The 26,688-nt window shown below is 53.1% G+C and carries 20 protein-coding genes and 1 pseudogene; 18 read left to right on the top strand and 3 right to left on the bottom strand.

From position 1 onward, the window contains the following. Positions 1 to 7: 7 nt before the first annotated feature. The 4 genes from FE784_RS17195 (at position 8) to FE784_RS17180 (ending at position 6,050) form a co-directional block, all read left to right on the top strand. Complete coding sequence (locus FE784_RS17195; protein ID WP_139603457.1) at positions 8 to 1,198, top strand: NAD(P)/FAD-dependent oxidoreductase; 1,191 nt, start codon at positions 8 to 10, stop codon at positions 1,196 to 1,198. A 38-nt stretch (positions 1,199 to 1,236) separates the two neighbouring features. Then, positions 1,237 to 1,491 (top strand): hypothetical protein, encoded by a 255-nt coding sequence (locus FE784_RS17190; protein ID WP_139603456.1) that lies wholly within the window; start codon positions 1,237 to 1,239, stop codon positions 1,489 to 1,491. Positions 1,492 to 2,431: 940 nt separating this feature from the next. Next, positions 2,432 to 4,732, top strand: coding sequence for a glycoside hydrolase family 95 protein (locus FE784_RS17185; RefSeq protein WP_139603455.1), 2,301 nt, complete (start codon positions 2,432 to 2,434; stop codon positions 4,730 to 4,732). Positions 4,733 to 4,793: 61 nt separating this feature from the next. Beyond that, positions 4,794 to 6,050 carry an alpha-L-fucosidase gene (locus FE784_RS17180; protein ID WP_139603454.1) on the top strand — a complete coding sequence of 419 codons (1,257 nt, stop codon included), beginning with the start codon at positions 4,794 to 4,796 and terminating at the stop codon, positions 6,048 to 6,050. Between the two features lie 411 nt (positions 6,051 to 6,461). On the opposite strand, the gene murQ is transcribed toward FE784_RS17180, so the two are convergent. After that, a complete protein-coding gene (gene murQ, locus FE784_RS17175; protein ID WP_139603453.1) occupies positions 6,462 to 7,382 on the bottom strand; it encodes an N-acetylmuramic acid 6-phosphate etherase in 921 nt (306 codons plus the stop codon). Positions 7,383 to 8,065: 683 nt separating this feature from the next. Between murQ and FE784_RS17170 the strand changes: the two genes are divergently transcribed. The 9 genes from FE784_RS17170 to FE784_RS17130 all read left to right on the top strand — a co-directional run bounded on the left by FE784_RS17170 (position 8,066) and on the right by FE784_RS17130 (position 17,655). Then, complete coding sequence (locus tag FE784_RS17170; RefSeq protein WP_139603452.1) at positions 8,066 to 9,019, top strand: GNAT family N-acetyltransferase; 954 nt, start codon at positions 8,066 to 8,068, stop codon at positions 9,017 to 9,019. 144 nt (positions 9,020 to 9,163) lie between these two features. Then, positions 9,164 to 10,489, top strand: coding sequence for an ABC transporter substrate-binding protein (locus FE784_RS17165; protein ID WP_176706298.1), 1,326 nt, complete (start codon positions 9,164 to 9,166; stop codon positions 10,487 to 10,489). Positions 10,490 to 10,596: 107 nt separating this feature from the next. Continuing rightward, positions 10,597 to 11,499, top strand: a complete 903-nt coding sequence (locus FE784_RS17160) for a carbohydrate ABC transporter permease (protein ID WP_139603450.1) — start codon at positions 10,597 to 10,599, stop codon at positions 11,497 to 11,499. Further along, positions 11,499 to 12,374 carry a carbohydrate ABC transporter permease gene (locus FE784_RS17155; protein ID WP_139603449.1) on the top strand — a complete coding sequence of 292 codons (876 nt, stop codon included), beginning with the start codon at positions 11,499 to 11,501 and terminating at the stop codon, positions 12,372 to 12,374. Before FE784_RS17160 ends, FE784_RS17155 begins: the two co-directional genes overlap by 1 nt. Before the next feature lie 49 nt (positions 12,375 to 12,423). Next, the gene (locus FE784_RS17150; protein WP_139603448.1) at positions 12,424 to 13,134 is read left to right on the top strand and encodes a PIG-L deacetylase family protein; all 711 of its coding nucleotides are present in this window, start codon (positions 12,424 to 12,426) and stop codon (positions 13,132 to 13,134) included. Between the two features lie 32 nt (positions 13,135 to 13,166). Next, entirely contained in the window at positions 13,167 to 14,024 is an 858-nt protein-coding gene (locus tag FE784_RS17145) for a MurR/RpiR family transcriptional regulator (RefSeq protein WP_139603447.1), read from the top strand. A gap of 693 nt (positions 14,025 to 14,717) precedes the next feature. Continuing rightward, a complete protein-coding gene (locus tag FE784_RS17140; protein WP_176706297.1) occupies positions 14,718 to 15,899 on the top strand; it encodes an exo-beta-N-acetylmuramidase NamZ family protein in 1,182 nt (393 codons plus the stop codon). A 21-nt stretch (positions 15,900 to 15,920) separates the two neighbouring features. Beyond that, positions 15,921 to 16,874 (top strand): GNAT family N-acetyltransferase, encoded by a 954-nt coding sequence (locus tag FE784_RS17135; RefSeq protein ID WP_139603446.1) that lies wholly within the window; start codon positions 15,921 to 15,923, stop codon positions 16,872 to 16,874. Between the two features lie 70 nt (positions 16,875 to 16,944). Next, positions 16,945 to 17,655, top strand: coding sequence for a PIG-L deacetylase family protein (locus FE784_RS17130; RefSeq protein WP_139603445.1), 711 nt, complete (start codon positions 16,945 to 16,947; stop codon positions 17,653 to 17,655). Between the two features lie 491 nt (positions 17,656 to 18,146). Here FE784_RS17130 and FE784_RS17125 read toward each other — a convergent pair whose 3' ends face one another. After that, positions 18,147 to 19,037, bottom strand: coding sequence for an AraC family transcriptional regulator (locus FE784_RS17125; RefSeq protein ID WP_139603444.1), 891 nt, complete (start codon positions 19,035 to 19,037; stop codon positions 18,147 to 18,149). A 181-nt stretch (positions 19,038 to 19,218) separates the two neighbouring features. Here FE784_RS17125 and FE784_RS17120 point away from each other — a divergent pair, with 181 nt between their 5' ends. Beyond that, on the top strand, positions 19,219 to 20,082 hold the full coding sequence (locus tag FE784_RS17120; RefSeq protein ID WP_139603443.1) for a phytanoyl-CoA dioxygenase family protein: 864 nt from the start codon (positions 19,219 to 19,221) through the stop codon (positions 20,080 to 20,082). 38 nt (positions 20,083 to 20,120) lie between these two features. Continuing rightward, a complete protein-coding gene (locus FE784_RS17115) occupies positions 20,121 to 20,813 on the top strand; it encodes a DUF975 family protein (RefSeq protein WP_246132069.1) in 693 nt (230 codons plus the stop codon). Positions 20,814 to 21,251: 438 nt separating this feature from the next. Here FE784_RS17115 and FE784_RS42860 read toward each other — a convergent pair. Further along, positions 21,252 to 21,554 (bottom strand): annotated as a pseudogene (locus tag FE784_RS42860) (IS110 family transposase); the annotation flags it as partial. A gap of 315 nt (positions 21,555 to 21,869) precedes the next feature. On the opposite strand from FE784_RS42860, the gene FE784_RS17105 reads away from it, so the two are divergent. From FE784_RS17105 to FE784_RS17095, 3 genes are all read left to right on the top strand, one after another. Further along, positions 21,870 to 24,182 carry a helix-turn-helix domain-containing protein gene (locus FE784_RS17105; protein WP_176706295.1) on the top strand — a complete coding sequence of 771 codons (2,313 nt, stop codon included), beginning with the start codon at positions 21,870 to 21,872 and terminating at the stop codon, positions 24,180 to 24,182. Between the two features lie 338 nt (positions 24,183 to 24,520). Further along, positions 24,521 to 25,426, top strand: a complete 906-nt coding sequence (locus FE784_RS17100) for an ABC transporter permease (RefSeq protein ID WP_342779110.1) — start codon at positions 24,521 to 24,523, stop codon at positions 25,424 to 25,426. Between the two features lie 20 nt (positions 25,427 to 25,446). Continuing rightward, on the top strand, positions 25,447 to 26,325 hold the full coding sequence (locus FE784_RS17095; protein WP_139603440.1) for a carbohydrate ABC transporter permease: 879 nt from the start codon (positions 25,447 to 25,449) through the stop codon (positions 26,323 to 26,325). Positions 26,326 to 26,688: the final 363 nt, after the last annotated feature.

The following is a 26,688-nucleotide window of genomic DNA, read 5'->3' as shown; positions in this document are numbered from 1 at the left end:
ATAAGAGATGAGTACAGTTCCAAGAATCGTCATTTTGGGTGCCGGTTATGGCGGTGTGCTAACCGCTCTGAGATTGCAGAAGGAGCTCAATTATAATGAAGCGAACGTCACGCTGGTGAACAAGCACGACTATCATTATATAACGACCCATCTGCATATGCCCGCCGCCGGAACGGACGATCCGGAAAATGCGCGAGTCAACATTTCCAAGCTGATCGACGAGTTCAAAATCGATTTCGTCAAATCGACGGTCGTACAAATCAAACCGACGGAAAAGAAAGTCATTCTCGAGGACGGCACGCTGTCCTACGATTATTTGGTTATCGCTCTCGGCGGAGAATCGGAAACTTTCGGCATCCCCGGGCTTCAGGAATATGCACTTGCCATCCGCAGCATCAACAGCGTCCGTCTGATCCGCGAGCATATCGAGTACCAGTTCGCCAAGTTCAAGCGCGAACCGGACCGCACCGATTATTTGACCTTCGTCATCGGAGGAGCGGGCTTTACCGGCATCGAATTCATCGGCGAATTGGCCGACCGCATCCCGAAGCTGTGCAAGGAATTTGACGTCGATCCGGCGTTGGTCAAAATCATTAATATCGAAGCGGCGCCTACCGTTTTGCCGGGATTCGATCCGGAGCTTGTCGAATACGCCATGAAGGTGCTTGCGGATAAAGGCGTCACGTTCAAAATCGCTACCGCGATCAAACAATGTACGCCCGACGGCGTCGTACTGGCAACCGGGGAAACGATCAAAACATCTACCGTAGTCTGGACGGGAGGCATTCGCGGCAATCGCCTCGTGGAGCAGGCCGGTTTCGAGACGATGCGCGGCCGGGTGAAGGTCGATCCCTACTTGCGGACGACGCAAAACGGTCATGTATATATCATCGGCGACTCCTCGCTCATGTTCAATGACGAAGGCCGGCCTTATCCGCCGACGGCCCAAATCGCCATGCAGCAGGGTGTCACCTGCGCGTTCAATCTGGTGGCGGCGATTCGCAACCAGCCTATGCGCGAGTTCAAGTTCGACAACAAAGGAGTCGTCGCCTCGCTCGGCAAGGGCGAAGCGATCGGCATCGTGTTCGGCAGGAAGCTGAAGGGCGGGTTGGCGGCCTTTATGAAGAAGCTGATCGATCTGCGCTATTTGTTTATTATTGGCGGCGTTACGCTCGTGTTGAGAAAAGGAAAGTTTTAGTCGGTTGCCGGTCGAAGATTTCGGGAGGCGGTTTATCCATGAGACATTGCAGCGTCCAAGTGCGCGGGCTTCTGACCCGCGAGGAGCTGGACCGTTATAACGCTTTGATGGAGGTAGGCTCGTTTCTCGAATCGCAAAGCCGATACGACTTGGCCTACACGGTACAGAAGGAAGTCGATCTGCTCATCATGCCGGCGATCGAACGGCTGAAGGAGAAAAGCCGCGCCCGCGATCGGGCGGATGAGGCATATTTGCGCGGCCTAGCCGCGGATGATGAGGAAGACGAGGATTGAGAGTTCGGCTATAAGCATGCAAAGCGGCTGTCGGGATAACCCGGCGGTCTTTTTTTGCTACCGCGGCATAATTCGCCTCCAGAGAGCATGTATCGCATGATCGGCAAAGGGCGACTGCCTTTGCCGGTGCCTCGCGGGACCGCGAGTCCAGCAAATAGCGGAACTGGAATATGTTATTGACCCGAGTGTTGGCGTTGATTGCAAATAACGCAAGACCGTTCCGCTACTCTGCCGTTTATGGTCATTTTCACCCCGAACGGTCGAGATAGCGGAAGTCTGTTCCGTTATGATCGAGAGTATAACGGAATTCGTGAGGATAACGGAAGACGGTTCCGCTATTCCGCTGTTCATGATCATTTTCACCCCAAACGATCGAGATAGCGGAAGCCTGTTCCGTTATGATCGAGAGTATATCGGAATTCGGGAACATAACGGAAGACCGTTCCGCTATTCCGCTGTTTATGATCATTTTCACCCCGAACGATCGAGATAGCGGAAGTCTGTTCCGTTATGATCGAGAGTATAACGGAATTCGGGAGGATAACGGAAAACCGTTCCGCTACTCCGCTGTTTATGGTCATTTTCACCCCGAACGATCGAGATAGCGGAAGTCTGTTCCGTTATGATCGAGAGTATAACGGAACTCGGGAGGATAACGGAAAACCGTTCCGCTACTCCGCTGATCATGATCATTTTCACCCCGAAAGATCGAGATAGCGGAAGCCAGTTCCGTTATGATCGAAAGTATAACGGAATTCGGGAGCATGACGGAATATAGTTCCTCTATTTACGGCAACGCGTTGCATCCGCGCATCATCAAGTTGCCTCCGGGCTGCAAGGGAATGATGCTGTCGCAGTTTTTTTGCTATTGACAGAAAGGGAAACTGCGTTTACATTGAGGTTATCGGTAACCTTAACTCCGGGGAAACGAGGTAGGATAATGAACCATACAAACCTGAAGCTTAACTTTGCGCAGCCGGCCAAAAACTGGGTGCAAGCGCTTCCGATCGGCAACGGACGGCTGGGCGGAATGGTATTCGGCGGCATCGCCGAGGAACGTATTCAGATGAACGAAGATTCGATATGGTACGGGGGTCCCCGAATCCGCGACAATCCCGACGCGCTGCATCATCTTGCGGAAGTTCGCAGGCTGCTGTTCGAAGGAAAGCCGCGGGAGGCGGAACGTCTTGCCCGGATCGGGATGACGTCGACGCCGCAGCATTTCGGTCCATACCAGCCGCTCGGCGACCTGAAGCTTCATTTCGAGGGTATGCGGGGAGAAGTAAACGGCTATGTCCGCGAGCTTGATCTGGAAGACGGCATTGCGACGGTCCAATATACGGCCTCGGGGACAACGTTTCGCAGAGAGCTGTTTGCAAGCGCGGTCGATCAGGTGATGGCCATGCGGCTGACCGCCGACAAGCCGGGGAGCTTGACGTTCAGCGCGATTGTCAACCGACGCCCGTTCGAGGGAGTCGTCGAGCTCATCGATGAGAAAGCGCTTGCCATGAGCGGAAGATGCGGAGACGACGGAATCCGGTACAGTACCGTGCTGAGGGCGGACGCCGAAGGCGGCACTGTGCGGACAATCGGCAATTACATATCCGTGGAAGGCGCCGACGCGGTTACCTTGATCGTGGCGGCGCAAACCTCGTTTCGCCACGAGGATCCTCGAGGCGTTTGCCTGGATCAGGCGGATGCCGCCGTGCGATCGGGATATGCCGCTTTGCGCGACCGCCATAGGGCGGAGCACCGTTCGCTTTTCAACCGGGTGGAGCTCGAATTCGATGTGCCCGATCCGGTGCGCGAAGCAACGGAAGCATTGCCTATCGACGTACGGTTGAAACGGGTGCGGGACGGGGAACGAGACATCGGCTTGGAGGCGCTGTTTTTCCAATACGGACGATATTTGCTGATGGCCAGCTCCAGACCGGGCAGTTTGCCCGCGAATCTGCAAGGAATATGGAGCGAGAGCCATACGCCTCCGTGGGATGCCGACTATCATATCAACATCAATCTGCAAATGAACTATTGGCCGGCCGAGGTGGCCAATCTCGCCGAATGCCATGAACCGCTGTTCGACTTGCTGGACCGTCTCCGGGTGAATGGACGCCGGACGGCGAAAACGGTGTACGGGGTCGGAGGCTTCGTCGCCCATCACGCCACCGATCTGTGGGCGGATACCGCCATTCAAGGCTCTTATGTGCCGGCCGTGTTTTGGCCAACCGGAGGCGCCTGGCTGGCCCTTCATTTATGGGAGCATTACAAGTACGGAGTGTCGGACAGCTTCTTGTCGGAGCGGGCTTATCCCGTCATGAAGGAGGCGGCGCAGTTTTTCCTCGATTTTCTCGTCTTGGATGCGCAAGGACGGCTCGTAACGGTTCCTTCCTTGTCTCCGGAAAACAAATATGCGCTGCCGAACGGCAATACCGGCTGCTTATGCGTCGGCCCCTCGATGGATACGCAAATCGTGCACGCCTTGTTTGGCGGCTGCATCGAAGCGTCGCTGCGGCTCGGCGTGGACGAGGGGTTTCGCGGCAAACTGGAGGAAGCGATCCGGAAGCTGCCGGAGCCGGCAATCGGCAGGCACGGGCAGCTTATGGAGTGGTCGGTCGATTACGAGGAGCCGGAGCCGGGACATCGGCATATCTCGCATTTGTTCGCCCTGCATCCGGGCGAGCAAATTACGGTGCGCGGCACTCCGGAGCTGGCCCGCGCGGCCCGGGTAACGCTGGAGCGTAGGCTCGCGAACGGCGGCGGGCATACGGGCTGGAGCCGGGCGTGGATCATTAACTTCTGGGCCCGTCTCGAAGACGCGGAGCAGGCTTACGAAAACTTATCGGCGCTGCTGCGCCATTCGGTCCATCCGAATTTATTCGGCGACCATCCGCCGTTCCAGATTGACGCCAATTTCGGCGGCGCGGCGGCGATTGCGGAAATGCTGCTGCAGTCGCACGGAGGAGAGCTGAAGCTGCTGCCGGCGCTGCCGCAAGCGTGGCCGGGAGGAAAGGTCAAAGGCTTGAGGGCGAGAGGCGGCTTCGAGGTCGACATCGAATGGGCGGAAGGAAAGCTGGCCGCCGCAGTGGTTCGCTCGATGAACGGGGGGGTATGTGCCGTACGGACGGATATTGAGCTTTCGGTCAGCGCAGACCAGAGTTCGGGCGATGAAATAAGCAGGGGCGAAGGTCTGCTGCGCTTCGAAACGAAAGCCGGTCAAACGTACCGGATCTGCAGCGTGTGACAGTCACCGGTCTCCGATTAAAGGTATCGTAAAACTATTCGATATAAGGAGAGAAACGATTATGACGGTCTCGCCGCGCACCAAGCCGACTGCCCGGCAGCTTGCTTTTCAGGAATGGGAATTCGGACTGTTTTTGCATTTCGGGCTTCGCACGTTTTATGAAGGTTATGTCGATTTCGATAAACGGCCGATGTCGCCTTCCGCTTTCAATCCGGTCAGGCTGGATTGCGGGCAATGGATCCGGACCGCCAGGGAAGCGGGAATGAACTATGCGGTGCTGACCGCCAAGCACCATGACGGATTTTCCAATTGGCCTACGAAATATTCGACGTTTTCCGTCTCCGCGTCTCCCTGGAAAGAGGGAAAAGGCGATGTAGTGAAGGAGTTTGTGGAGGCGTGCCGCAAATATGGGGTCAAACCGGGAATTTACTATTCTCCGTATGATGGCTCCGCCGATTTTTACAACCAGGATGCCCAGGCGTATGACGACTATTTCGTAGGGCAAATTACCGAGCTGCTGACCGGTTATGGGGAAATTGACGTATTATGGTTCGACGGCTGCGGCTCCGAAAATCACGACTACGACTGGCCCCGCATTATCGGCGAAATCCGCCGTCTGCAGCCGAATATATTGATTTTCAACATGGGCGATCCCGATTTTCGCTGGATCGGCAACGAAGACGGCATTGCGCCGATTCCATGCTGGAATGTGGTCGATTCGACCGATTTTTCGATTATGACCGACGATAAGGAAAAGCTGAAGGACCGGCTCTGGCTGCCTGCCGAATGCGATGTGCAGCTGCGCTCCAGCTGGTTTTATAGCGACGACAATGCACATGCGCTCAAAAGCTTGGAGGAATTGATGGGGCTGTACTCGCTCTCGGTCGGACGCGGGGCCAACCTGCTGCTGAACATCGGACCGGACCGCGACGGATTGTTTCCGGATATCGATGCGGAGCGCCTGCTCGAATTCGGTGCGGAAATTCGCCGACGTTACGGCAAGCCGATAGCGACGCTTGCCGATTTTGAAGTGCGGGAAGGCAAGTGGGTGTACGACACGAAAGAAGCGCAATTGATCGACCACGTCGTGCTCGGAGAGGATTTGACGGAAGGCGAAAGCGTCAAGCGTTTCGCCCTCTCGATCATAACCGCCAAATCCCGCCGTCCGTTCCGGATATACGAAGGCCGGAACATCGGACATAAGGCGATCGTCCGGCTGCCGGCCGTCAAGGCGAGGGGAATCGTCCTCGACATATTGGAAAGCGACGGCGAGCCCGCGATCCGGAGCTTGACGCTCCATTACGCGGGGAAGGCGTGATCAGGATGGGATGCGACTGTTGGGCGCGACATGACGTTGCCGTAAATAGAGGAACTCTATTCCGTTATTGTTCCAAATTCCGTTGTACGCTTGAAGATAACGGAACTGGCTTCCGCTATCTCGACCGTTCGGGGTAAAAATGATCATGAACAGCGGAATTGCGGAACGGTTTTCCGCTATTTTGCAATCAATACCAGTACTCGGATCCATAGCATACTCCAGTTCCGCTATTTGTTGGATTTGCGGTCCCGCTTGGCGCCGGAAAAGGCAGCCAACCTTCACCGAACAGTCGTTATTTGCACTCCAGTACACGAATTCCAGCTATCTCAGAAAAAACAAACAAAACCGCCCCGTACCGGAGTCATACCGGTTCGAGGCGGTTTTGTCGCTTGTCCTTATCGTTCCAAAAGCTTAAGACCGCTTCTGCGCCAAACCGTTATCGATCGCTTCGCGGACGAAGCCGTGCGATTGCTCGAGGAGCGTCGTCGCTTGCTCGTACGGGGAGTTCGTGGCAATCATGACGGTGGCCGTCTTGACGTGGCCGCTCGTAGCATGGAATGCCCGCTCCACCTCGTCCTCGGGAGCGCCGGTAGCCATGCGGATCATTTGCTTGGCCCGGTTGACGAGCTTCACGTTGGTGGCCTGCATGTCCACCATCAAATTGCCGTAAACTTTGCCCATCTGGATGAAAGAGGTCGTTGTAAGCATATTCAATATCATTTTCTGCGCGGTACCCGCCTTCAGCCGCGTGGAGCCGAGAACGGCTTCCGGTCCGACGACCGCCTCGATCGCGACATCGGCGTGCCGGCCCATCGCCGTATTCGGGTTGTTGCATACGCAGACGACCGCGGCGCCTGCGGCTTTGGCATGCTTCATCGCGCCGATGACGTATGGGGTGCGTCCGCTGGCGGCGATCCCGACTACGACGTCATTTGCGCCTACATGGCATCGTTCGATATCCTCCGCTCCGAGCGCTTCGTTATCCTCCGCGCCTTCGACCGCCGTACGAATGGCCGTGTCTCCTCCGGCGATAATGCCTTGGACGAGCCCGGGATCGGTTCCGAACGTCGGAGGACATTCCGATGCGTCGAGTATGCCCAGCCTGCCGCTAGTTCCCGCCCCTACATAGAATAGTCTGCCTCCAAGACGGAATCGGGCCACGATAAGATCGACGGCTTTCCCGATCTCGGGAATCGTTTTCCGGACCGCTGCGGCGATCAGCTGGTCCTCGTCGTTCATAAGCTCGAGCATGCGGACCGTGGACACCCGATCGATGTCGCGCGTCCTTTCGTTTTGGCGCTCCGTAATCAATCTTTCCAAAGAATAGTTCATCAAAATCCCTCCGCAACTGTTTTCTCATAGATGGGCATCGAGAAGTTGTCTATGTGCGCTCTGAAATCCGGATAGGGCAGGCGGGTAAAATAAGGACGCCCTTCTTCGGCTCAGGCCGATATAAGCCATTATAGAATCCGCTCGCAAAGACGATTTTCTTAACGTTAAGGAATGCTTATCCGTAACTAATTAGGTATTCCATACCAACAATAAGCTGCGGTTAAATCGCGGTCGCTCATCACTGGAAGGCGTCGATAGAAGCTTTTCTTACTATAAACGATAAAGGGCTTGTCTGTAAAATATTTTTTTAAATATTATTTTATTGTTGAAATTTAATTTCACGATGCTATAATGGGGCGTGTGGATGAAAATAAATTTTAAGACTCTGGACACTGATTGAAATTAAATTTTGATCGTACTAATTGTTAAGTCCTGCGGATCAACGATTTCCGACTTAACATATACCGGGGTCTGTGAAAGCGTTGTCAAATTTAGATTTATAACGGTGAAACGAAAAAAAAGACACGTCGATATTTCGACGCAAGCCAAACGGCATAAGCAACATCTTTGGCCGGAGCTTTAAGCAACCAAAGCGATAAAGCTGCAAAGCCGTGAACGGTCAAAGCGGCTGTCCCCGTCTAGACGGACCCGTTCGAATGAGAAGAGAGGAAGGAACCCCGAACATGGATAGTTTGGAATACCGCTGCTACGAGCCCGGAGACGAGGCGGCGATCGTGGAGATGTGGAACGAATGCTTGCATCGCGACCCGATCACGCCTGTGCGATTCCGTCATATGGTGCTGCTCGACGCCAACTTCGATCCCAAAGGATGTCGTCTCGCCTTCGCGGACGGACGGCTGGTCGGAGCGGTTTACGCGGTAAGAAGGCAGCTGCCGATGCACGGTACGGAGCTGGAGCCGGATAACGGCTGGATCACGTTTTTCTTCGTCGCTCCGGATTATCGCCGCCAAGGGATAGGCACCCGGCTTATGCGGGACGCTTTCGGATTTCTTGCGGAGCTTGGTCGCAAGCACATCTTTTTCTCGTCCTACGCGCCGAACTATTTCGTTCCCGGCATCGACGAGAGCAGCTACCCCGAAGGCTACTCTTTGTTGCAAAAGCAGGGCTTCTCCAAGCTGTATTCCCCGGTAGCGATGGATTACTCGCTCGTAGGGTATTCGGTACCCGAGGAGATCAAGGCTTTGAAGCGGCAAAGGGAGTCGGAAGGGTATACGTTCGCTCTTGCCCGGGATCGCGATCTTGTCGAAGTGATCCGCTTCGCCGCCGATAGCTTCAACCCCGATTGGGGCCGGGCGATCCGGGAAGGCTTGCTTCGCGGGCTGCCGCTCTCCGCGATCCATATCGTCCGGGAGCGGGGGAAGCTAGTCGGCTTCTGCATGCATGGCGGGTATGAGGGCATCCTCGAGCGGTTCGGTCCGATCGGCATCGATCCGTCCCAGCAGGGGAAAGGACTCGGCAAAATCGTCATGCACGACTGCATGGCGAATATGCGGGCGCAAGGGCTGCACGGCGTCTGGTTTCTGTGGACCGGGGAAACGTCGACGGCAGGACATTTGTACAAAAAGCTCGGCTTCCATATTACGCGCCGCTTTCACGTTTGCCGGAAAAGCTTGTAAACGTTTCGGATGCGGCGGAATATCGCCGGAAATCGGGTTCATGCGGTTTTCCTTGGTTCGGAAAGCAGGCTGCGCCTTCTTGCTTCGGCGCAGCCGAACGGACCGAATCCTTTATATACCAACATTTTCAGGGAGGTCTATTTCATGAAGAAGAAATTCGCCACACGCGCAATCAGCCTTACCGTTACATCGGCGCTGGCCGTAAGCTTGGCCGCCTGCGGCTCGAGCAAGGAAGGCTCGGAAGGAAACGGAAGCGGCTCGAAAAGTCCGGTAACCCTTACGCTGTTATCGCACTATGCCGGAGCTCAAGACGAGAAGCTCAAGCCGTACGTCGACATGTGGAACAAAGATCATCCGGACATTCAAGTAAAGCTGGAGCCGGTCGATTTCGGCGAGCTGCTGAAGACGATCCAGGCCAAGCAGACGGCGGGCCAAGTCGCCGACATTATGCACGTGTATTCGCTCTGGGGCGGACAGCTGACGAAGAATAAGGTGCTCGCCGAGCCGCCGGCCGACGTCACGGACGATATCAAGAAAAACTATCCGGACGCTTCCATCAAGGGCGCCTCGATCGCAGGCAAAGTGTACGGCTTCCCGACCGAAGTAAACGCCTACGCCTTATTCTACAATAAGAAAATGCTGAAGGATGCCGGCTTCGACAACCCGCCGAAAACGTGGGACGAAATGTACAACATGGCCAAGGCGATTACGAAAAAAGACGCCTCCGGCAAAATTACGCAGCAAGGCTTCGGCTTCGCCCGCGGCTACGCTTCGATTGTCGACCAGCCCTTCATGTCGCTCATGGCGACCGCAGGCGGCCAACTGATCAGCGACGACCTGAAAAAAGCGCAGCTCGATTCCGACGCGGGCAAGAAGACGATGGATTACGCCGCGAAGTTTTATAAGGACGGCATCGCCGACGTCTCGTTCAGCGTAAGCAAAACGTTCCCGGCCGAGCAGACGGCCATGACGATCCAAGCCGGATGGTATGCGGGTTCCCTGCAGGGCACGATGAAGGACGCGTACAAAAACATCGGCGCCGCTCCGCTGCCTTCCCCGGACGGCTCGAAGAAAGGCTCGGTCGCCTATACGTGGATGTGGGGCGTAAACAACAAATCGAAGCATCAGAAGGAAGCTTGGGAGTTTCTGAAATGGTTCAACACCGTGTCGGTCAAAGACGGTCTTACGCCGGAGGGCAGCTTCCTGCTCGACGCGTTCAACTCGCTGTCGACCCGCAAGTCCGACCTCGACGCGAAGCCGATCAAAGACAAGCTGGCTGACGACGCCGTGCTGAAAACGTTCGTGGATGCGCTCAACTATGCGATTCCGGAACCGAACCCGGCTGCCGGAACGGAAATCCAGGATATCCTGTTCAAGCAGATCGAAGCGACATGGACCGGCCAAGCGACGACGGACGCGGCGGTGCAAGCGGCGCAAAAAGATATCCAAGCGAAGCTGGCGGCCGAATAAGAGAATCCGCCGAGCCATGGCGGGGAAGCGCGGGCCGGGTATTCCGGCCCGACCTTTTTTACCGCACGACATGCTTTACTTTTCGGGGAAGGGAGTAGTGGCAATGCATGAGCGGAAATAACAAACTGAACCGCGGCCAAGGAGCTTTGGGCTGGTTGTTTTTATCGCCGGTCGTCGTGTTTTATGCGATCTTTTTCCTCATTCCGCTGTTTTTCTCGCTGTTTTTAAGCTTTACGGAATGGGGCGGCTTCGACCTTACGCTGATCGACTGGGTCGGGCTGAAAAACTATAAAGCGCTGTTCGCCGACGGCTCGACCTTCGTCAATCCGATCATCAAGAATACGTTCGTATTCGCGTTCGGCACGGTCGGCTTGTCGTTTTTCATCGCGCTCATGGTAGCGTACATGATTACCCGTCTTCGGTATGAAGGGTTCTGGCGGACGCTGTACTTTCTGCCTACGGTGACGACGGTTGTGGCTATCGGCAATGTGTGGCTGTACTTGTACAATCCGACGAACGGCCTCATCAACGCCGTCCTGAACAAGCTCGGCGTGTCGTCGATCAAATTTCTCGACGATCCGAACACCGCGCTCGCCTCGATTATCGTCGTTGGCGGCTGGCTCGGTATCGGCAGCTCGGTGCTTATCCTGACGGCCGGGCTCAAAGCGATCTCCGACGATTTCTACGAAGCGGCTACGCTGGAAGGCGCAGGCCTGACGGCCATTTTCACGAAAATTACGCTGCCGCTGCTGAAGCCTTCCATTTTATTCGTACTTATTACTTCCTTTATCGGAGGACTGCAATCGTTCACGCTGTCGCTCGTCATGACGAAGAACGGCGGTCCCGGCAATTCGACGAACGTAGGCGGTCTGGAAATGTACAATCAGGCGTTCTCCTACGGCAACTGGGGGACGGCCAGCGCGATGGCGTTCGTGCTGTTCATCTGCGTCTTTATCGTCACTATTATTCAGCTGACCGTATTTCGCCGGGGGGGAGTGGAAAGTTACTGATGAAACCGAAAAAATTTCCATGGTTTTCGTACACGGTCATTATTATCGGAAGCATCATGATGGTGTTCCCGTTTCTCGAGATGATTTTCTCCTCCTTCAAAGGTCCGGCGGATTACAACCGGCTCGATTATTCGCTGCTGCCGGAGACGTTCGAGATCGGCAATTATGAGACGGCGTTCGAGCAGCTCAAGCTCGGGCTGTTGTTCAAAAACAGTCTGATCAAGTCCGTCGTGACGACGGCGATCGTGCTGCTGACGAGCTCGCTGGCCGGCTACGCGTTGACGAAGCTGCGCTTTCGCGGACAAAAGACGATTTTTCGCTTCATTCTGGCGACGATGATGTTCCCGGCGTTTTTGTTTCTCATCCCGAACTTCTACATCATGGTGCATTTCCCGTTCGTAGGGGGCAACGATTGGATGGGCGAGGGCGGGGACGGCGGCATGGCGAAATATACGCTTGCGCTCATTTTGCCGTTTACGGTCAGCGCGTTCGGCATCTTTCTGATGCGCCAGTTCATTATGACGATCAACGACGCTTATATCGAAGCCGCGCGGATCGACGGGGCGTCGGAGCTGCGCATTTTTTTCCAGCTCATCCTGCCGATGACGGTACCGGCTCTCGCGACGCTGGCCATCTTCGAGTTTATCGGCAGCTGGAACGAGTTCATATGGGCGCTGCTCATGTATACCGTCAATAAAGATTTGGCGACGCTGCCGGTCGGCATCCAGCAGCTGAAGTCTCACCTCGACTCCAATATGACCCAGCCGCTCGTCAACGCGGCGCTCGTCATCAGCACGGTGCCGATTTTGCTCGTCTTCATATTCCTGCAAAAATATTACGTGCGCGGCATGATGAATTCGGGCTTGAAGGAGTAGCGTTTGAATTCCGCCCCAAAACGGATACAATAAAAAGGAGAAATGAGACATGTCCGATCAACCGAAAAAGCACATATTGGCCATTAGCGCCCATGCGGGAGACCAGGAGCTGACGGCCGGCGCGACGATCGCGAAATATACGCAGGAAGGCCATAAGGCCACTTTCCTGCATTTGAGCCCGGGGGAGAAAGGCCATCCGCGTCTGAATCCCGACGAATACGCCAAGCAAAAAATCGAGGAATCGTATAAAGCGGCGGAAATACTCGGAGCCGACGTCCGCTATTTGTCCTACAAGGACGCCGAAATTCCGGTTCATGACGAGATCAAATACGAAGTGGCGGACGTCATCCGGGAGCTAAAGCCGGATATCATCATCACGCACTGGAAAAACAGCATTCACAAGGACCATGCGAACACGCACAAAATCGTCGAGGACGCGCACTTTTACGGCGCTCTGAAAACGATCGAACGGGAGCTTCCTGCCCATTACGCGCGCAAGGTGTACTTCTCGGAAAACTGGGAGGATATGCACGAGTTCGTGCCGGAAGTATTCATAGACATCCCGGAGGAAGCGTTCGACGCCTGGGTCAGGGCGCTCGGCCAATACGCGTTCGCTCGCGGGGAAACGTACGGCTTCCCGTATATCGACTATTACAAAGCGTTGACGGTCGTCCGGGGAGCTCCGGTTCGCTTCAAGCACGCGCAAGGATTTATGGTGCCGAAGGGCGGCCTGAACAAACGGCTGCAGTGGTTGGAATAAGACGGCCGGCAAACGGCAAAGGTGGAATCGAATTGAACGGCGGGTTGGTTCGCATAAGGGAAATGGTGCAGCACATTACGCCATCGGAGCGTATTATCGCGGAATATATTTTGGCTCATCCGGAGGAAATGGCGCACATGTCGGTCGCCGATTTGGCGGAACGGAGCGGGGGCAGCCAGGCGGCGATTATCCGGTTGTGCAAATCGCTCGGGTTCAAGGGATACCCGGATCTGAAAATGAAAGTAGTCGGAGACCTGCAAATGCAGGAAACGTATGAATACCGGGAATTCAGCCCGAACGATCCGATCGGGTCGATCGTGCAAAATGTGTCGCACAACAACATGCAGTCGATCCGGGACACGATGAAAATATTGGACCTCGGCCATTTGCAGCGGGCGGTCGAAGCGCTCAGCAAGGCGAGCCGCATTTTTTTCTTCGGGACCGGAGCGTCCAACCTGATCGCGCAGGACGCCCAGCAAAAGTTTCTGCGCATTAACAAAGCGTCGTTCACCTTTACCGATCCGACCGTGCAATTGACCGCGGCCGTTACGATCCAAGCCGATGACGTTGCGGTAGGCATCTCGTATTCGGGCGAGACGAAGCCGGTTATCCAGAGCCTGATGTATGCGAATGAAGCCGGAGCCGCCACGATCTGCATTACCAAATACGGCAATACGACGTTGGGCGGCGTAGCGGGCATTCCGCTCTACATCGCGTCGACCGAGAACGAAATACGCAGCGGAGCGATGACGTCGCGGATTACGCAGCTGAATTTGATCGATATTTTATATTTGAGCGTGGCCAGCGCCAATTATGCGGAATCGGTAGTATATTTGGAGCGCAGCCGCAAAGTATTGCGGGATATGGAGCGGATCGAGACGAAAAAATAGAGCCGGTGCTTCCCGCACCGCAGGCAGCTCCCGGCGAGTGGTGTCGCGCTGCATGACGGCGGTCGGTCGAACGCGGCGCGGTGATGTTCCCGCGTTCCGGGTTTTCCCCGGTCACCCCGGTCACCCCGGTCACATCGGTCACCCCTGTCCTCGGTCCTCGGTCCCTCCCGCCGGCAGATGGAAAATATGCAGTTATTTTCGATCATGGAGTATGCTTAACGTACATTAGCTGCAAAAAGTCCAGTTATTTGTCCCGTCTGGGCCCCGTTCGCCTTGATGGCGGGGAAATAGCTGTAGGTTTTCCCGTTAAATGTCGGAGACGACCTTCGAGACGGATATTAGGTGCAGGTTTTCCATCTATTTGGACTGAAGGGGATAAAAGTCGAATACCGGTTGGAAGCAGACATGCGGCGGACTCGATGGGCCAAACCGGATCGAACCGGAGTAAACCGGAGCATGAAGGCTGATCAGATTGCCCGCTCCTATTCGATTCCAGGCTGACAGGCGTCCCCAACACTTGCAGCCATAGCCTTGCTGTGCCTTTATGTAAAATATTATTTTATATTATATAATTATAATTGAAATATTGTTTCATAGTGCTATAATGGGGCTGTAGCGACAAACCGATTTTTGGATTCGATTCATAAGGAGCAGCGAGAAAGCGAATATTGAAACGGAGTGGAGGAATTTGTAATGGAACTGTCGAAGCTGCAGCCCGTACTTTCGGGCGCCGACCGGCTGGAACGATCGGCCTCGGCTTACTTGGACGGCAAACGGATCGGCGTACTGACGAACCCTACCGGAATTACGCGAAATTTCCGCTCAACCGTTGATGTGTGCGCGGGACAGTCGGCCGGGAAGCTGACGGCATTGTTCGCCTGCGAGCACGGCATCCGCGGCGAGCGGCAGGCGGGGCTGCTGTTCGAGGACGAGACCGATCCCGCTCTCGGCATTCCCGTATACAGCCTGTACGGGAAGCACCGGGCGCCGACGCCGGAAATGCTGGAGACGGTCGATGCGATCGTGTTTGACTTTCAGGACTTGGGCGTGCGGTTTTATACGTATTTGACTACGTTGATCTATACGATGCAGGCATGCGCGAAGGCGGGCAAGGAGCTGATCGTGCTCGATCGCCCGAATCCGCTCGGTGGACGGAACGTGGAAGGCGGCATTCTTCGCGACGGCTATCAGTCGATGGTCGGGGGTTGGCCGATTCCGTTTCGTACGGGATTGACGATCGGCGAATTCGCCAAGCTGGTCAATGACCAATCGGAACTAAAGTGCAGCCTCCAAGTCGTGCCGCTGGACGGTTGGCGCCGGGAGATGGAATATCCCGAGACCGGGCTGCCTTGGATTATGCCTTCGCCCAACATGCCGACGATGGATACAGTAAGGGTGTACGCCGGTACTTGCTTGTTCGAGGGGACGAATCTTTCGGAAGGACGCGGGACGACACGGCCGTTCGAAATGATCGGAGCGCCTTGGCTCGACGGCAGACGCGTAGCCGATTCGATGAATAAGCGGGGACTTCCGGGAGTTACGTTCCACCCGGTGTATTTCACCCCGATGTTCTCCAAGCAGAAGGGCGAATTGTGCAGCGGCGTACAATTGTATGTCAACGATCCGGCGGAATATCGGGCCGTGCGGACCGGACTCTATTTGCTGAGACAAATTCAGGAGCAACACGAGGAGCATTTCGCCTGGCTTCCGCCTTTCAAGGAAGGCTCGAAAGGATTTATCGATTTGCTGACCGGCAGCGACAAGGTGCGGCTGACGCTGCACGAAGCCGGAGCGGCCGAGCGAATCGCGGACGAATGGGACCGGGAAGCGGCCGAATGGGCCAAAACGCGCGAGGCTTACTTGCTGTACGAATAAGCCGTAAAGGGGAGATCAGGCATGGCACAAATCAACTACCGGCATTACGAGCCGGGCGATGAAGCGGCTATCGTGGCGTTATGGAACGAAAGCCTGCACCACGATCCGATCACGCCGCTTCGGTTCCGCAATATGGTGCTGCTGGACGCCAACTTCGATCCGGCGGGATTGCGGCTCGCCTTCGAGGGCGAACGACTGGTCGGAGCGGTATACAGCCTGAGAAGACTGCTGCCGATGCACGAAACCGAGCTGGAGCCGGATAACGGCTGGATCACGTTTTTCTTCGTGGCAAAGGATAAGCGCCGCGGCGGAATCGGGACCCGCCTCATGCGGGACGCGTTCGAATTTTTGACCGGGCAAGGCCGCAAGCACGTATTTTTCTCTTCCTACGCGCCAAACTATTTTGTGCCCGGCGTAGACGCGGACAGCTATCCGGAAGGCTACGAGCTTCTGCAAAAGCTCGGCTTCAACCGGCTGTATTCGCCTGTAGCCATGGATTACTCGCTCGTGGGTTACTCCGTGCCCGAAGATATCCGAGCGCTGAAGCGCGAGCGCGAAGGCGAAGGCTATACGTTCCGTCTGGCGCAGGACAGCGACCTCGTGGAAGTGATCCGCTTCGCCACCGACGCGTTCAACCCGGACTGGGGACGCGCTATTCGCGAGGGCGTGCTTCGCGGGCTGTCGCTCGGCGCGATCCATGTGGCGCGGGAGAACGGCAAGCTCGTAGGCTTCTGCATGCACGGCGGCTATGAAGGCATTCTCGAGCGCTTCGGCCCGTTCGGCGTAGATCCGTCCCAGCAGGGGAAAGGGCTCGGCAAAATTTTGCTGCACGATTGTTTGGCCAATATGCGGGCTCAAGGGCTGCATGGCGCCTGGTTTCTATGGACCGGGGAGACGACGACGGCAGGGCATTTGTACAAGAAGCTCGGCTTCGAGATTTCGCGGCGTTTCCATGTATGCAAGAAAAGCTTTTGAAGCCGACTGTTTACAGCTGAGAGACGGGCCGTTAAAGGGCGGCGATAGATAGATGGAGGGAGAACATACCATGTCCGAACAACAGAAGCATCATATCCTGGCGATCAGCGCCCATGCGGGAGATCAGGAGCTGACAGCCGGAGCGACGATCGCGAAATATACGCAGGCCGGCCACAAGGCGACGTTTCTTCATTTAAGTCCCGGAGAGAAAGGGCATCCGCGTCTGTCGCCGGAGGAATACGCCAAGCAGAAGATCGAGGAATCGTACAAAGCGGCGGAAATATTGGGCGCCGACGTGCGTTATCTGCAGTACAAGGATGCGGAAATCCCGGTCAACGATCAGATCAAATACGAAGTGGCCGACGTCATCCGCGAGATCAAGCCGGACATTATCATTACTCATTGGAAAAACAGCATTCACAAAGACCACGCGAACACGCACGCGATCGTCGAGGATGCCCACTTCTACGCCGCTCTCAAGCAGATCGAGCGCGAGCTGCCGGGCCATTACGCCAAGAAGCTGTACTTCTCGGAAAACTGGGAGGATATGCACGAATTCGTGCCGGAAGTGTTCGTCGACATTCCGGAGGAAGCGTTCGAGGCCTGGATCAAGGCGCTCGGCGTATACGCCTTCGCTCGCGGGGAAACGTACGGCTTCCCGTACATCGACTATTACAAGTCGCTGACGGTCGTACGCGGGGCGCCGGTCTACTTCAAGCGCGCGCAAGGATTCATGGTGCCGAGAGGCGCGCTGAACAAGCGTCTGCAATGGTTCGAGTAATATAGAGGATGGTTGGAGGGCCGACTTCCGCGCTTTTACAGGCTGCGGGAGCGGTCTTTTTTTGTAGGATAGCAAGATTCCGCGTTCAGGAGTGCATGTACCGCAGGATCGGTGAAGGCAGGAAGACTTTGCCGGCGCTTGCGGGACCGCGAATCCAACAATAGCGGAACTGGAGTACGCTATGGATCCGAAAATCCATGTTGATTGCAAAATAAAGGAAAACCGTTCCGTTATTGCGCGATTTTCTACCCATTTTCACCCGGACAGATCGAGTTAACGGAAGCCTGTTCCGTTATCTTCAAGCGTGCAACGGAATTTTGGACAATAGCGGAACACAGTTCCTCTATGTACGGCAATACGTCGCGCCCGCTTCATCAAGAGGCTTCCAGGCATGTATGAGGGAGGAAAATGCTGTCGTGTTTTTTGCATCGCCGCATCGCCGCCGCATTCCGGATTCTGAACGCGGATGCTAGACCGGATTGGAAGCCGCGTTAAGTGAAACGCTGGGGATGTTCGGAAGAGCTTAACCGCTTTTTGTACGACAGGGGAGTCTCCTTGACCAGCTTCTGAAAATCCCGATAAAACGAGGACGCGCTCTGGAACCCGCACTGCCCGAGTATGTCCTCGACGGACAAATCCGTCTGCACGAGCAACCGCTGCGCGGCTTGTACCCGGAGATGCGTCAAGTACGTTTTAAATCCTTCCCCGATTACTTCCGGAAACAGATGACGGGCTCTCGACGGGCTGAGCGACATCGCTTTGGCGACATGGTCCAGGCTAATAGGTTCATGATAGTGGGACTGGATGTAAGAGAGTCCTGTTCGAAGTGTTGCGTATTTGTTATAAAATCGGTGCCACATGTCACTCGTCTCGACATGGTAATGGCGGAGCAGCAGCGAACTGATCTGAAACAGCATGCTTTTGATCAGCGGGCCGTGAGCCGGCCGCTTTGCGAGAAGCTCTTCCTGCATGCGCAGCATAAGCTCCCCGATCTGCCGGGCGACCGGGAGATGCGACGGTATTTTATGGGTGAATCGACTCCGGTTATATATAAACGGGCGGAGCAGATTATAGTCCAATTGCTCGATCGTCGAGGCGTGAAAAAATAAAAATAAGTTCGAGCATGGATCGCCTCTGTACGATTTGGACGTATGCCGCTCCACGTTGTTCACAATGATCAAGTCCCCGGTCGTTATATCGTATTGCCGGTCGATAAAATAAAATACCCCTTTTCCGGAAACACAGTAGCATATTTCCAATGTATCATGCCAATGAGGGATTTCCGGAATCGTCGGCAATGTCCACGGAACGAGGTCAATCCCTGTCTCCAAGCTGGGCTTATGCTTATTTTGTATAGCATCGACAGTCTGAATGATGTTCATTTGGCGCCGCCTCCCATTCCTCTACGCATGACCATTTCCAGTATACGACCACGACCGTCGGCCAGCCAACCCATAATAAATAGTTAGCCGTTTTTGGGAGTAAAGGGGACGCTGCCGTTATTGTTTCGGCTTCTGTTTGTTTCTAAGATAAAGATAGCTTAAACAGAGGAGAGGGTTAACGATGGCAACCGAAACGACAGTAAACTTCCGCTATGAGTTCGACCGGGACGAAGTGGCGGAGATCGTAAATTGCAACAGGCGGCACGGATTTGCCATAGTGAAAGGGCTGTTGCCTGCCGGTATGGTGGAGATGCTGAAAGCGGAAGTACGCCGCATACTCGAATCTATCGTTCAGTCGAAGGGCCTCGTGACGCATACGCATGACCACTACATCGAATATTCCCCCGTGTATGCCTCGCTGATGACCTATGAGCCGTATATGCGCATCGCCCGCGCGTTGTGCGATGACGAGCCGATGACCGTAAACCGTTCGGCTGCCATTTACAAGAAGGCCGGATGCGGTCCGATGGCATGGCATACGGATTGGGGGCCGCTCGAGCACCAGTATAATACGAACAACGTACTCAACAACTCGGGAGCCTCGTCCATGTGGTTTTACTTAAACGGGATCGATGACGTGCGTGGAGGATTGGCGATTATACCGGATTCTCATACGGAAGATTGGCCCGCTCCCGAAGGCTTCGAGTTTACGCCCCACAAAAAGTCGTTTTACGCAAAAGGAAGCGAGCCGCGGCCTCATCTTCAGATGGACGATGTCCCCGGGGCTATGCCGGTTATCGCCGGGCCGGGCGATATGATCGTGTTCGCGGAACGAACCTATCACGGAGTGTACCCGCACCGCGGATCGGAAACGCGGCTCAGCTGCGGCATGAGCTTCCGCAAACGCAGCTACAAGCCGGAGCAAACATGGCCGTTATCCGAATCGGCCAAGCAGTTTATTCACTTTTGCCCGCCGGAAGCGAAGCCGTTCGTCGAAGGATATTTGGGAATGGGCGGGGACTGGAAAGGCGCTCCAACACGATAATGGCATAGAACATCCAAAGTGGCATATGGGACAAGGCGGTGCGAATATACTCCAATGAAGTTGCGGACGGCCAGCCCGGGAATCGATTGCGGCTGTGCGCTCCCGCGACCAATATCGATAACGGAGGAATCGAACCGATGCCGACCAGTGCCGAGTTGCGCGCGACCGCAAGAACAAGTTTGAGCGGGAATTGGCTTCCCGCGATAGGCATTACGCTCCTGTTCGCAGTCATCCTAGGAGTCGTCTCGTACATACCTTACATTGGCGAAATAGGAGTGCTGCTGCTGGGGGGACCGCTTACGCTCGGTCTCATCACTTACTTCGTCATGCTGGTCCGAAACGAAAAGCCTCTAGTCGGGCTGTTGTTCGGCTCGTTTGACCGGTTTCCCGTCTCGTTTCTCGTCTACCTGCTCGTACAAATTTTCGTGTTCCTGTGGACGCTGCTCCTGATCGTGCCGGGGATTATCGCGGCATTGCGGTATTCCCAAGCGTTCTTCATTTTGCGGGAAAATCCGAACATCGAAGCGATGGACGCGATCCGGCAAAGCAAGGAAATGATGGTCGGTCACAAAGGCCGCCTGTTCGTGCTGTACTTGTCGTTTATCGGCTGGGCGATCTTGGCGGCGATTCCGTTCGGCCTCGGCTTCATCTGGCTGTATCCGTATATGCTGGCCGCTCAGGCGGCGTTTTATGAGGATTTGAAGGGGCGGGCGAATGTTGGCAGCATTTAATGCAAGGATGGACGCGAGCCCATAGGAATTAGGAATGACGTGAGAGCCCTTGTGATAAGGGCTCTTTTTGTGTGTTTTAGAGAGAAGAAGCCAGAGTCTATAAACCGAGACGAAGCTAAGTATACCGGTGAAAGGATACGTATGAAGGGGAGATTGCGGATCCGCTGCTGAGTCTTAACCTGTACGCTTATTTGGCGAATAATCCGGTATTCTGTTTTTTACGAGGTGAATTTGAAAACATGGGAATCAGCAATAAATCGGCATGAAAGACCACCACCAGGAGTAACAGGAAGGTGGTCTTTTGTATTCCGATAAAGACAGGTGGACTTCTTTGTGTTGTTCATTGTTAGAATGAAGCTCCAGAATGGTATTCAGCAGAAAACGATGGTGGGCCGAAAATTGACCTTCGAGGGACTGGACCAGCTCCGGCAATTTCGGTTTGACATCGGTCTTTCTCCCCGGCACATGCTTGATATGCCTGGCGTTGACCACCATGACTTCAAAATCCGATTCCAGCATGTTATATACCGGTTTCCAATAAACGCCGGAGCTTTCCATCGCAACGTGCGTGCATCCTTTCACGGTCAGCCAGATCATTCAACGCCAATAGATCAACGGTCATCGTCCCATACGTCTTCGTTTCCAGGACTGGCTTTTTGCCAAATGTCCCGGTGATGATCGTGGCTACCACTGATCCTTATGAACATCCAAACCAGCACATCGTTCAACGAGACCTTCCATAGGTATTCCTTCTTTCCTGCAGTGATGGAACAGGGTTCGCTTTGATCGGAGTTTGAAGTAATTTGATATACGAGCTCTCGGCAACAATGATTTGTGCTTTACGATCGATGCTGTCCGTTTAGTTCGCGGGGTCTGATCTTGCTACCACCATAAAGAGTACCGACTTTGCAGCGGAAGTCTCTCTTTCCTTGTGGGAGATTTTTGCTTATTATTTTTAGAAAATTTTTCCTTGACTTCTTGTGTCACCCTATTCTATATTGGCACAAGATGAGAAGTAAAATTCATCTTGGCAATCCCAAAGGGGGGCGCTTCGAAATGAAAAACAGAAGGCTGCAAATGCATTTTCCTAATACGAGCAGCGTTTTTTTCAAGCTGCTAAGCTCCTTTATCATTTTGATTTTGGTGCCGATTCTAATCTTTGGAAGCTTGGCTTATTTCCTATTCTCGAATGCGCTTCAAGAGGAAGTGAAAAAGAACAACGAACTCCTGTTGAAGCATGTGCATGTCAACATTGAGCAAAAAATGGAGGAAGTCCGGCAAACCTTGTATCAAATTTCGTTGACCGTTGATGTCGATCCCGGCAATCCAACGAAATTGCTGGATGTGTCCAAAACATTAAATCGCATCAAAGGCACGCAATCTTTTATAGACGATGTATACGTGTACTATAAGGAGAAGAATTGGATTATCACGGAGTCGGGTTTGTTTTATCCGGATTATTTCTTCGACTACGTGTATAAACCCGAAACGAACGATCGAGAACAATTGCTTCAGAAGCTGCAGGACCGCAATCTCTTTCAAGATCTGGGTACTTTCAAGCTGACAGACGGTGCTGGGTCCGGCAAACGGTATATCGTGGTTTTGTCGTCGTTTCCCCTTTACAACGCTGGGATCAGGGGGACCCTTGTTGTCTTGATCAATGAGACTAAATTTATGTCCATGATGAATTCCGTGAATCCATCGGACGCTCAAACCGGTTTTTATATCGTGAACGAGCAGCTTCAAACGATCATGGAATCGGATGCGAACCATTTCAATGTACGATTCTCGGATTGGAAGCTGCAGCAGTTTTTAAATGAGACTCTGATTGAAAGCCCTTCCAATAGAGTGCGATACAACAATTACTTCGTTTCCCAATTTCATTCCAATGTGACGGATTGGAAATATATCGCGTTTTCATCGGCGGCCCATATTTTTAAACCGGTTTTCTTTTTACGCAATTGGATGGTGATCACCAGCTTATTCCTGCTAAGTTTGGGCGTAATGCTGTCCATCTTTCTCGCGAGAAATTTATACAAGCCGATTGGAGAAATTATGAGGTCGTTCCAATTCGACATGTCCGCCGTGGATTGGAAAAAGGAGAAAAAAATAAGCGAATTGGAGCTGATCTCGAGCCACATTCACTACATCACAGAGCGAAATCAGCATTTGATGCAAAGCGAAACGGAGCATATCTCTCTTTTGAAAGATTATTATGCGAAAACGATGATCCTGGGCGTACCGGAGGAACGGATGAAGGTCAGGCCGGACTCAGCGGCTGGATTCAAGTATCCGTTGTTTTCCGTTATCGCGGCGAAGATCGAAATGACCGATCCTTTAAGCACCACCTTCCAACAAATGAATTTCAATAGCCGCCTGATCGAGGTGTTCAATCAGCTCTTGAACAATGATGCGGATATCTCGTGCATGGTAACGAATATTGGCCGGAATCAAATCTCCATTCTTGCGAATTATGAACAAGAAGACAAGCTCACTCTGAACTTGCAGGCGGCCATGGAGCAAATATCCGGGTTGCCAGAAAAGGTCCGCTTTTCCCTTGCGCTAGGGATCGGAAGACCGTGTGATGATCTATTGACCGTGAATCGATCTTACGAAGAAGCACTGGAAGCATTAAATTATCGTGAAGTAGACAAAACGATTCAGCTTATTCAACATCAGGACATCCACTTCGTACAGAAGTTTGTGGATTATCCGATCGATTTGGAACAGCAAATCATTGGAAATGTTCTTTCCGGCGATTACGCGAAGCTCGAAACGGTATTGAATGAAACCATCGACAGAAACAGGCATGCCATAAACTCGTATTTGCTATTGAACGATCTTTACAACACGCTTATGGCTACGGCCAACAAAATCATCCAAAGGAGCAGTGGGAAGAAGGAAGAGGTGTTTGACGAAGCCGTCATCAGCATTTATATGAACAAAGAAATGACGAGCCTGGAAAGTATGAAGGACTCCGTATTCGGCATCTACAGGTATATGATCGAAACGTTATACGGGAATAAGGAGAGCAAAAACTACGACTTAAAGAACCAAATGATTCACTATATCGAATCCCACTTTAGCAGCGATATTTCTTTAACAACACTTGCGGATCATTTTAACTTGAATCCCAAGTATTTGAGCCGCTATTTTAAAGACCAGACCGGAACGAACTTCATCCAGTATGTCAATCGGCTGCGGATAGATCAAGCCAAACTGCTATTGCTAAAAGAAAAAAGTCTCCATATCGACGAGATTGGGGAAAAAGTTGGCTATTTGAACAAAAATACGTTTATTACCACTTTCAAAAAACATGAAGGGATGACTCCCGGAAAGTTCAGGGAACTATCGACCCAAAACCTCTGAAGTGATCTGCTCAGAGGTTTTTCTTACTCTGACAAACGTAACGCCGCAATTTTCCGATTTATCCCATCGAACCCCCGCTTTACGAGCCTAACCGAACGCCGAAGCCAAAAACCGTCCGCGAACCGGACGGTTTTTCTTAGGACTTGCGGTTTTTGCGAAACAAATATAGAAAATAGATGCCGAATTTGCCCAGAATGTAGAATTTGAATTCCTCTTCGAAATTGAATGCTTGAATCGCATTGAAACCGCTCTTATGATCGGGTTAACACAGAGTGAGCAGATCCAACACGATGCGGAAAAGACATGCAATTGGTTGCGATCAGGAAGAGGGCGATAAGTTGAAACAAACCTTACGATTAATCAAAAGAGACCGCTTGCTTTTATTCATGCTGCTTCCCGGAATCCTTTATTTTCTCGTCTTCAAGTATGCCCCCATGTACGGAGTCGTCATCGCCTTCCAAAGATACAATCTGTACAAAGGTATTTTTCACAGCGAATGGGTGGGCCTCAAGTATTTTATAGAGTTTTTTCAAGGCCCGGACGCGTGGCGGCTGATCCGCAATACGCTGCTCCTCAATGTGTATCAACTCCTGTTTGCCTTCCCCGCGCCGATCCTTTTAGCGCTTGCTTTTAATGAATTGAGAAAGGCCTGGTTCAAAAAGATTAGTCAGACAATCAGTTTTCTGCCGCATTTTATCTCTACCGTTGTCATCGCCGGACTTGTCGTCAATTTTCTTTCGCCATCGACGGGGCTTGCCAACAAATTGCTGGGCCTATTCGAGATCAGTCCGATTTCGTTTATGATGATGCCGGATTATTTCAGGACGATTTTCATCAGCATGGGCATCTGGAAATCGGTCGGATGGGGGACGATCATTTACTTGGCAGCGATGGCGGGGATTAATCCGGAATTGTACGAAGCCGCTTCCATTGATGGAGCCAGTAAGCTTAAAAAAGTGTGGTATGTGACACTCCCGGGGATAATGCCGGTCATCATCATCTTATTCATTTTGCAATTGGGCGATATCCTGAGCGTCGGCGCAGAATCCATCATTCTTTTATACAATCCGGTCACCTATGAAACGGCCGATGTGCTGTCGACATACGTTTACCGCAGAGGATTGATTTCTGGCGAGTTCAGCTTCGCTGCAGCGGTCGACTTGTTTAATTCCGTCGTAGGCCTCATTCTTGTGTTCGCCGCGAACAAAATCAGCAAAAAAGCAACGGAAACCAGTATATGGTAAACCGGGTGGGGGAACATCCAATGAAAATCGCCGATAGCTGGGGAGACCGAATCTTTGCCAATATTTCGCGGATTCTGGTTTGGTTCGTCGTACTCGTTACCTTGTATCCGTTTGTATACGTTTTCTCGTCTTCGATCAGCGATCCGACAGCGGTATATAAAAATCAAATCTTTTTGTGGCCGATCGGGTTCAGCTTGAAGGCGTATAAAACCATATTAAGTTACCCGGAATTAAGAATGGGATATGTGAACACCGTCTTCTATACCGTTGTAGGAACGGCCATCAACATGTTGCTCACTTCCTTGATGGCTTACCCACTTTCCAGGAAGAATCTCGTATTCCGCAAACCGTTCATGATCATGATCACCTTCACCCTTGTCTTTTCCGGAGGTTTGATCCCTACGTTCCTGATCGTGAAGTCGCTTGGTATGGTGGATACTTATTGGGCGCTGTTAATCCCAGGCGCCATCAGTACGTGGAACGTTATTCTGATGAAGACCTTCTTCGAAAACTTGCCCAGAGAGCTGGAAGAAGCGGCCACGATCGACGGCGCGTCGTCGATGCAAATTTTGTTTCGCATCATCTTGCCTTTATCGAAACCCGCCTTCGTAACGATTGCCTTGTTTTATGCGGTCGGACACTGGAACAGCTATTTTCCGGCGATGATCTATTTGCAGAGTGAACACTTGTATCCCGTGCAATTATTTTTGCGCAAGATCGTATTGCTTGGTCAAACGGCCGATATCACGGGGGGGCAAGGGAGCACGGAGACGATCTTGATGGCGGAATCGCTCAAATATGCAACGATCATGATTGTTGCTTTGCCGATCATGCTCGTATACCCGTTTGTCCAGAAGCATTTTGTAAAAGGTGCCATGATCGGCTCGCTGAAAGGGTGAAGAAGCGCAAGCTTTTTACCATATATCCAAAAACACTTAGGAGGGGTTCGAAGTCTGAAAACTAAGCTCACCGCACGTAGTACGGAGAACGGGCATAGCAAAATAAGTCGTGCTCAGAACGACTTAATGGAAAAAAAATGTATGTTGGGGCGCGTAAAAAGTCAGGTGGCCACGGCATCACATGGTAACTGTAACCTTGGGTTTGCAACGACAAAGGTTTGGTGAACGTCAATCCTGCAACCGACCCATATAACGATGCGGTCACCTCGTGAAGAGGCGGCCCACTCACCTCCGCGTGATTTGCAGTATACGGGGTCTCTGTATTTCCAGCATACAAAAAGAATTGCTCATCGCCGCCAACGG

Source organism: Paenibacillus hemerocallicola, assembly GCF_006265175.1.
Lineage (GTDB): Bacteria > Bacillota > Bacilli > Paenibacillales > NBRC-103111 > Paenibacillus_AB > Paenibacillus_AB hemerocallicola.
Note: the sequence above shows the minus strand (reverse complement) of the source record. Positions and strands in the feature narration are given on the sequence as shown.

Coding starts and splice junctions, on each gene's coding strand:
- FE784_RS17195 (WP_139603457.1), top strand. CDS start 8: ATGAGTACAGTTCCAAGAATCGTCATTTTGGGTGCCGGTTATGGCGGT.
- FE784_RS17190 (WP_139603456.1), top strand. CDS start 1,237: ATGAGACATTGCAGCGTCCAAGTGCGCGGGCTTCTGACCCGCGAGGAG.
- FE784_RS17185 (WP_139603455.1), top strand. CDS start 2,432: ATGAACCATACAAACCTGAAGCTTAACTTTGCGCAGCCGGCCAAAAAC.
- FE784_RS17180 (WP_139603454.1), top strand. CDS start 4,794: ATGACGGTCTCGCCGCGCACCAAGCCGACTGCCCGGCAGCTTGCTTTT.
- murQ (WP_139603453.1), bottom strand. CDS start 7,382: ATGAACTATTCTTTGGAAAGATTGATTACGGAGCGCCAAAACGAAAGG.
- FE784_RS17170 (WP_139603452.1), top strand. CDS start 8,066: ATGGATAGTTTGGAATACCGCTGCTACGAGCCCGGAGACGAGGCGGCG.
- FE784_RS17165 (WP_176706298.1), top strand. CDS start 9,164: ATGAAGAAGAAATTCGCCACACGCGCAATCAGCCTTACCGTTACATCG.
- FE784_RS17160 (WP_139603450.1), top strand. CDS start 10,597: ATGAGCGGAAATAACAAACTGAACCGCGGCCAAGGAGCTTTGGGCTGG.
- FE784_RS17155 (WP_139603449.1), top strand. CDS start 11,499: ATGAAACCGAAAAAATTTCCATGGTTTTCGTACACGGTCATTATTATC.
- FE784_RS17150 (WP_139603448.1), top strand. CDS start 12,424: ATGTCCGATCAACCGAAAAAGCACATATTGGCCATTAGCGCCCATGCG.
- FE784_RS17140 (WP_176706297.1), top strand. CDS start 14,718: ATGGAACTGTCGAAGCTGCAGCCCGTACTTTCGGGCGCCGACCGGCTG.
- FE784_RS17135 (WP_139603446.1), top strand. CDS start 15,921: ATGGCACAAATCAACTACCGGCATTACGAGCCGGGCGATGAAGCGGCT.
- FE784_RS17130 (WP_139603445.1), top strand. CDS start 16,945: ATGTCCGAACAACAGAAGCATCATATCCTGGCGATCAGCGCCCATGCG.
- FE784_RS17125 (WP_139603444.1), bottom strand. CDS start 19,037: ATGAACATCATTCAGACTGTCGATGCTATACAAAATAAGCATAAGCCC.
- FE784_RS17120 (WP_139603443.1), top strand. CDS start 19,219: ATGGCAACCGAAACGACAGTAAACTTCCGCTATGAGTTCGACCGGGAC.
- FE784_RS17105 (WP_176706295.1), top strand. CDS start 21,870: ATGAAAAACAGAAGGCTGCAAATGCATTTTCCTAATACGAGCAGCGTT.
- FE784_RS17095 (WP_139603440.1), top strand. CDS start 25,447: ATGAAAATCGCCGATAGCTGGGGAGACCGAATCTTTGCCAATATTTCG.